The sequence below is a fragment of the Streptomyces sp. NPDC087270 genome, from assembly GCF_044744625.1.
GTDB lineage: Bacteria > Actinomycetota > Actinomycetes > Streptomycetales > Streptomycetaceae > Actinacidiphila.
In genome coordinates, this window is the sequence record NZ_JBIUYR010000038.1 from 24,507 (window position 1) to 31,318 (window position 6,812).

The following is a 6,812-nucleotide window of genomic DNA, read 5'->3' on the forward strand; positions in this document are numbered from 1 at the left end:
CGTACGTAGGGTCGGCGGCATGGCAGACCACCAGCACCCCGAAAGCCACCCGGACCAGCACCGCCACCCGGACCAGCACCGCCACGCGGACGAGCACCGCCACGCGGACGAGCACCGCCACGCGGACTCGCACGCGCACGGCCACCATGCCGGCGGCGGCGGCGGTGCGGGCGGATCGGGCAGCGGGGACGGCGGGGACGGCGGGGACGACGAAGCAGCCCTCGCCGACATGCTCGACCTCGACGCCGAGGTCCTCGCCGCGTACCTGTCCGACCTCACCGCCTGGATCGCCGAACTCGCCGAACCCGCCGAACCCGCCGAACCCGCCGAACCCGAGGGCATCGCCGCATCCCCCGCGCCCCCAGGCGCCTCCGCCTCCCCGGCCACGCGCCACATCGTCGACGTGGGCAGCGGCACCGGCGCCGGCACCTTCGCGTTGCTGCGGCGGTTCGACGGCGCCGAGGTCACCGCGCTGGACCGCTCGCCGTACATGCTCGGCCGGCTGCGGGACCGGGCCCGCGAACTCGGCGTGGCCGACCGGGTCCGTACGATCGAGGCCGACCTCGACGAGAGGTGGCCGGACGCGGGCCCGGCCGACCTGGTGTGGGCGTCGGCGTCCCTGCACCACATGGCCGACCCCGACCGCGCGCTCGCCGAGGCCGCGGCCCTGCTCCGCCCCGGCGGGCTGCTCGCGGCCGTCGAGCTGGACTCCTTCCCGCTCTTCCTGCCCGACGACATCGGCCTCGGCCGGCCCGGCCTGGAAGCGCGCTGCCGCACGGCGATGGACGAGCGCCGGGCCCACGACGTGCCGCACATGGGCGACGACTGGGGCGCCCGCCTGACCGCGGCCGGCTTCACCCTCCGCGCCGAACGGCACGTCGCCATCGACCTGGCCCCTCCACTCCCCGCCGCCACCGGCCGTTACGCCCACGCCGTGCTGGGCCGCACCCGCGACCACCTCGGGAGCGCGCTCGACGCCGACGACCTGGCCGTCCTCGCCACGCTCCTCGACGGCGACGGCCCCGACGCGCTCCTGCGCCGCGGCGACCTCACCGTCCGCACCACCCGCACGGTCTGGCTGGCGGAACGCCACTGAGCCGCCGCACGCGCGTCCCTCCCCCCTCCGCCCCCGCTCCCCCGTGTCGGTGCTGATCGCTGGGGCCGTGACCGGAAAGGTGCACCGGTTCGCGGTGTCCGGCACGGCACCTCGCCGCGTTGTCGGAGTCATCCGAGTACGCCCGGTACGAGGACGATCCTCCGCCTTGAGGATCACCGCACCGGACACCGCGAACCAGGCAAACCCTTCCGGCCACGGCACTAAGCTCCGGCCCGGCGGGTGGTTCGGCCCGCTGGGGCGAACAGGGGGCGGGATGAACACGGGTGTGGGCGCGAGAGGCGGCTCCGGACGGGCGCGGGCCGGGGCGGACGTAGGGCGGTGCCGCGCGCTCCTGGTCGCCGGGGACCTTCCGCACGCCGCGGTCCATCTCGGCCGGGCGCTGTTCCACGACCCGGGCCTCGCATCGGCGTACACCGCGCTGGACGAGATCGTGGTGGCCGCCGGATCGTCCGAGGCGGCGCGGGAACTGTTCAAGGGTGACGGCACCACGGTCTTCCCGGGCAACGCGGCGGCGACTATCGCGCTGATCGCCGAGGAGGGGCGGGTGCCCGAAGCGGTGGAACTGCTCGCTTCCGTGGTCGCCGTCCACCCCGAGCGGCCCTGGGCCGCGGCGCCCTGGTTCAGCCCGGAGCTCGGCGGCTCGCTGCCGCTTCCGGCGGTCGGCGGCGCGGTCAGCGCCGTCTGGGGGGCCGTCGAGGACCCGGCGCCGCCCGAGGTCGCGGCCGCGCTGGCCCCGTGGCTGGCGCTGGCCCGCGAGGCGGCGGCCCGGCCGGACTGCGACGCGGGCGGCCTGCGCGCCTTCTCCGCGCTGGCCAGACGGCTCGGAGCGCACCAGGAAGCGGTCACATGGTGCCTGCGGGCCGAGGAACGCGAGGTACAGGCCGACGGCCGGGCGACTCAACTCACCCTGATCCTGCTCGGCTCCGCCCACCGCGGCGCCGGGCAGCCGGAGCGTGCGATCGAGGTGTGGAAGCGGGCCGTCGCGCTCGCGCCCGGCAACGCCGACGTCCTGCTCGACCTCGCGGACATCACGCTCGACCAGGGTGACGTCGCGCAGTCGTTGCGCTGGGCCGAACGCGCGGTGGCGGCCGGACCCTCGGCGGCCGACCCTACGGGCGCCAAGTACCGCGCGGCGGTCCTCGCGGCCCGGTACCGAGCCGGCCGGAAGACCCGAAGGGGCGGCGACATCGCGCAGTTGACGACCCTGATCGATCTCGCCGTGGCCCATCCGGAGGTGGGCTACCTCCGCACCTGCGTGGAGCGCGCCTGCGAAGACGGCATGTGGCTGCGGATCGTCCCCCCGCCGACCGAAGCCGTGTGCAGCGCCTACGGGTACTTGACCGGGATCGAGGAGTCGCACGGCCTGGTGACCAGTGTCACGGCGACGGTGACGGCCCTCGAAGCGCCGACGCCGACAGCCCTCTGCCGTGCCCGCTTTCCCGCGCCCACGACGACACTCGCGCGCTGGCCGCAACCGGACCCGCGCCTCCCCGTCCGCACGGACTTCGGCCCGCCGCTGTGGAGTTACCGGGGCACCGAGCCCGTCGCGGCCGCGGCGCCGCCCTCTCCGGCGGCGGTCGCCCTCGTCCACCAGGTCGCCGGCGGAGTCTGGGCCGAGCCGCTGATCGCGTACGACCGCGCCGCGGCCTTCGCCGAGCTGGACTGCGCCGACCTGCTGGGCCTGCTCGCCCACATGCCGCCGCCGCGGGACCCGAACTGGAGGGAGCTCCAGCGTGAGCACCCGCTGTACTGGGAGCGGTTCGCCCAGGTGTGGGTGTGCGTCGGCATCCTGCACCACCGAGCGGAGGAGCCGTGGGCCGGCTCCACCCGCCGCACCCTGCTGCTGCGCCTGCTCTTCGGGCCCGACGACTGGACCGTCGACGCGGCGGCGTTCGCCCTGTGCGTCGCCGCGTGGCGCGATCCCGAGCAGCGCGCGGAGATCGCCGAGGCCATCGCCCGCCGCTACCAGGAGGCCGCCGCGGCGCTCGGCAAGCGGCCCACCGGACTCCACGACCCGCTCGCCGCACTGGTGTTGATCTGCCCGGGCATCGATCCCGAGGTGGCGCGCCGCGCGCGGCGGAACCTCCGGGCGGCCCCGTGGACGAGGCCCGCAAGGGCGCTGCTCGGGAAGCGGCCGCGGCGTAAGAGCGGGTAGTGCGGGAGCGGGTGCGGGTGCGGGTGCGGGTGCGGGTGCGGGGGGCGGAGCGAGCGCGGGTGCGGGGGCGGGAGCAGGGGCGGAGCGCAGCGCGGGACCGGTGGCGGTATTGAATGCATCTAATCGGAGTACGGTGGGCCCCCTCGTCCGTACCCCTCTCGGTTGCGGCGGGTATGGGGGCGTACGTCCGGCACGAGGCTTGACGTCCGCCGGGGCCGGCCCTAGGGTCGGCGACGTGGGTTGAATAGTTTCAATCGGTCGACGCGTCGCGCGGGAGCCACGCCGTGCACCCTCCCGGGCCCGCCGCGGCCCGGCTGGCGGCGCCGGGGCCCGGGTGGGGCCGCCCTCTGGTGCGGCGGGGCCGAGTGAACTGTTTCAATGGGGAAACCTCCGACCCGTTCAGTACATTGCGGTCCGGCGGTGCGGAGAGCCCCTTTGAGGAGAACATGGTGCGAATGGTCGGGATCAAGGACGTGGCGCGGCAGGCCGGCGTGTCGGTGGGCACGGTGTCCAACGTGATCAACCGTCCCGACCTGGTCTCCGAGGAGACCAGGGACCGCGTGCAGAGCGTCATCAAGCAACTCGGCTACGTCCGCAGCGAGTCGGCCCGCCAGTTGCGGGCCGGCCAGAGCCGGATCATGGCGCTGCTCGTCCTCGACATGGGCAACCCGTTCTTCGTGGACGTCGCGCGCGGCGCGGAGTCCGCGGCCCGCGAGGCGGGGCTGGGCGTGATGCTCTGCAACAGCGGCCAGAGCGCCTCCGAGGAGGCGACGTACGTGTCGCTCTTCGCGGAGCAGCGGGTGCGCGGGGTGCTGCTCACCCCGGCCGACCCGACCGGCGCCAGCCTGGACCTGCTCCGGCAGCAGAACGTGCCGTTCGTCCTGGTGGACCGGGGCACCGGCGAGGCCGAGGGGTGCTCGGTGTCGGTCGACGACACGATCGGGGGCGCGCTGGCCGGCCGCCACCTGGTCTCCGCCGGGCACCGCACCATCGCCTACATCAGCGGGCCGCCGCACCTGCAGCAGGTCAAGGACCGCCGGGTCGGCATGCTCCAGGCCCTCGCCGAGGCCGGGCTCGGCCCCGAGGCGCTGCTGGAGATCCCCGCGCAGCGGCTCGACGTCGCCGCCGGCCGCGACGCCGCCTCCCGGCTGCTCGGCCTCGCCCAGCGCCCCACCGCGGTGTTCTGCGCCAACGACCTGCTCGCCCTCGGCGTCCTCCAGGTCGTCTACGCCGCCGGTATCGCCGTCCCGCGCGATCTGGCGATCGTCGGCTACGACGACATCGAGTTCGCCGCGGCCGCGGTCGTCCCCCTCACCTCCGTACGGCAGCCGGCCGCCGAGATGGGCCGGATGGCCGCGGAACTCCTGCTGGAGGAGACCGGACCCCGCGCCGCCCAGCACCAGCACCAACGTGCCGTCCTGCTCCCCGAGTTGGTCGTCCGCGGCTCCAGCCTGCCGGTGCGGTGACCGGAGCCGGCAACGGGTGGGCCCCGGCGCGGGGGAGCGCGTGACGGTGCCGTCGCGCCAAGGCCGCTGGGTGAAGTCGGACCCGGAGCGCGGGATCGAGGACGTGGCCCTCCTGATCCTGGAGTGGCTCGGCGAGCAGGGCGTGGGCGCCGGACTGCGGCTCGACGCCGAGCGGCTGCGGGACGGCCGGCCGGCGTGGACGTTCTTCGCGAGCGGCGGCCCGCTCCCGCACGGCATGCGCGCCGACGGTGACACGGTGGATCGCTGCCTGCGCGCCGCCGTCGAGGAGTTGAGGACGTACGGCGTGGACGTGCCGTGCTGACGCCGGGTCAGTTCGGGGTGGTGCGGGTGAACAGGGCGGTGGGGTGCGGGGTGGTGCCGTCGGGCGCGGGGGACGTGCGGGTGCCCACGCGGCGGAAGCCGCACTTCTCGGCGACCCGCACCGACGCGGCGTTCGCCTCGTCGGCCTCCAGCAGGAGCCGGGTGAGGGCGAGGTCGCGGAAGGCCCAGGCGGTCACGAGGCGGACGGCGCGCGGCGCGATGCCGCGGCCGCGGTGGGCCGGGAAGACGCTGTAGGCGACCGAGGCCACGTCGTCGGCGCGGAACTGGAGGTTCACGATGCCGACCGGCTCGTCCGTGACCGCGTCCGCGATCACCGACGGAGCCGCCCGCCCGCTGCGCCAGGCCGCCTCGACCCGCGCCACGCCGGTGCGCCGCGCTTCCGCGTCCATCGGGCCGTCGTCCAGCCAGCGGCGCGTCTCGGCGTCGTGGCTCGCCGCCGCGATGGCGTCCATGTCCGACTCCCGCCTGAGCCGTACGGTCACGGTGCCGTCGGTCAGCGGCGTACGCGGCGGCTCGACCGGCGTGGAACGGCCCATCGTGCGGCACTCCCTTCCGCCGCCCCGGAGGCGGCGCGCTCAGGCCCCCGGCTGCTCCGCGTCGTCCGGGGCGACCAGGACGACGTCGAGCGTACGCGGGCCGTGTACGCCTTCCACGCGGTCGAGTTCGATGTCGCTGGTGGCCGAGGGGCCGGAGATCCAGGTCAGCGGGCGGACCGGGTCGAGCCTGGGCAGTGCCTGCGGCACCGAGGCGACCACCTGTTCCGGTACCCGTACGACGCACACGTGGTGGTCCGGCACCAGCGTCAGCACGCGCCGGCCCTGGTCGGGGCTCGCGTCCAGGACGACGGTGCCGGTCTCGGCGATGGCGAGTGCGCAGCCGGTGACCACGCTGTCGATGCGGTCGAGTTCGACGGCGGTGATGTCGTCGCCGCCGATCGTCGTCGTGATGTCCGCGGCGGCCCGCAGCCATCCGTCGGGCAGTCCGGGTGGCACCACGGCGGTGCGGCTGCCGTGTGCGGTGAGCAGTTCCGCGATCGTACGGGGCAGGTCGGCGGTGGTGCAGCGGTGGACGTGGGCGCGGTAGTCGGCGAGGTGGGTGGCGAGCAGGTCGACGAGGGCCGCGGGGTCGTCGGGGACGTGCGCGCGGGCGTAGTCGCGGGGGATGGGCGGGTCGGCGGGCGCGGCGCCCCCGGCGCCCCCGGCGCCCTCGGCGGTGGAGCCGGGGCGGTCGGCGAGGGCGGCTCGGACCCGCGCGAGGATGCGGTCCCGGCTGGAAGGGGTGGCGGGGTCCGAGGAGCCCGCGGGGTCGGCGGGGAGTGCCGGGCCTGCCGGGCCTGCCGGGCCTGCCGGGTGTGCCGGGTGCGTCATCGGGGGTTGTCCTTGTCCTTCCGCGGGGCGCCGCCTGCACCCCGGGTCTTCTTCCAGCCGGCGCGGAACGGCTCCGCGGCCACTTCGGGCAGGTCGCGGGCGTCGCTCCAGGCCTTCGCGGGGCCGGGCAGCGGCAGCCGGGCGGGGTGCAGCCCGCGCGTGGCGGACGCGGCGCGTTCGACGGCCGACAGGGCGGCCGGATGGTCCAGCAGCCAGGTCGCCGCCCGCATCGCGGCCCGCTCGGCGCGGTGCCCCTCGCCCTGCTCGGCGACGCGTTCGCGGAGGTGGACGAGGATTTCGGGGATGTCGATGGCGACGGGGCAGACGTCGTAGCAGGCGCCGCAGAGGGTGGAGGCGTAGGGGAG

General features: G+C 75.8%; 7 protein-coding genes. 4 read left to right on the top strand and 3 right to left on the bottom strand.

What is annotated here, in order from left to right:
- Positions 1 to 19 precede the first annotated feature (19 nt).
- The 4 genes from ACIPAE_RS39590 to ACIPAE_RS39605 all read left to right on the top strand — a co-directional run bounded on the left by ACIPAE_RS39590 (position 20) and on the right by ACIPAE_RS39605 (position 5,060).
- Entirely contained in the window at positions 20 to 1,096 is a 1,077-nt protein-coding gene (locus ACIPAE_RS39590; RefSeq protein WP_402452295.1) for a class I SAM-dependent methyltransferase, read from the top strand.
- A 274-nt stretch (positions 1,097 to 1,370) separates the two neighbouring features.
- Positions 1,371 to 3,272 carry a tetratricopeptide repeat protein gene (locus ACIPAE_RS39595; RefSeq protein ID WP_402452297.1) on the top strand — a complete coding sequence of 634 codons (1,902 nt, stop codon included), beginning with the start codon at positions 1,371 to 1,373 and terminating at the stop codon, positions 3,270 to 3,272.
- Between the two features lie 446 nt (positions 3,273 to 3,718).
- Positions 3,719 to 4,738, top strand: coding sequence for a LacI family DNA-binding transcriptional regulator (locus ACIPAE_RS39600; protein ID WP_328460872.1), 1,020 nt, complete (start codon positions 3,719 to 3,721; stop codon positions 4,736 to 4,738).
- Between the two features lie 46 nt (positions 4,739 to 4,784).
- Positions 4,785 to 5,060 (top strand): hypothetical protein, encoded by a 276-nt coding sequence (locus ACIPAE_RS39605; RefSeq protein ID WP_402452300.1) that lies wholly within the window; start codon positions 4,785 to 4,787, stop codon positions 5,058 to 5,060.
- 7 nt (positions 5,061 to 5,067) lie between these two features.
- Here ACIPAE_RS39605 and ACIPAE_RS39610 read toward each other — a convergent pair whose 3' ends face one another.
- The 3 genes from ACIPAE_RS39610 to ACIPAE_RS39620 all read right to left on the bottom strand — a co-directional run.
- Entirely contained in the window at positions 5,068 to 5,616 is a 549-nt protein-coding gene (locus tag ACIPAE_RS39610) for a GNAT family protein (protein ID WP_366412185.1), read from the bottom strand.
- Positions 5,617 to 5,655: 39 nt separating this feature from the next.
- Positions 5,656 to 6,447: a lactate utilization protein C gene (locus ACIPAE_RS39615; RefSeq protein WP_402452302.1), complete on the bottom strand. Its 792-nt coding sequence runs from the start codon at positions 6,445 to 6,447 to the stop codon at positions 5,656 to 5,658.
- The coding region (locus ACIPAE_RS39620; protein WP_402452304.1) for a lactate utilisation protein LutB domain-containing protein at positions 6,444 to 6,812 on the bottom strand (369 nt) is incomplete at its 5' end. The genes ACIPAE_RS39615 and ACIPAE_RS39620, both read right to left, overlap by 4 nt.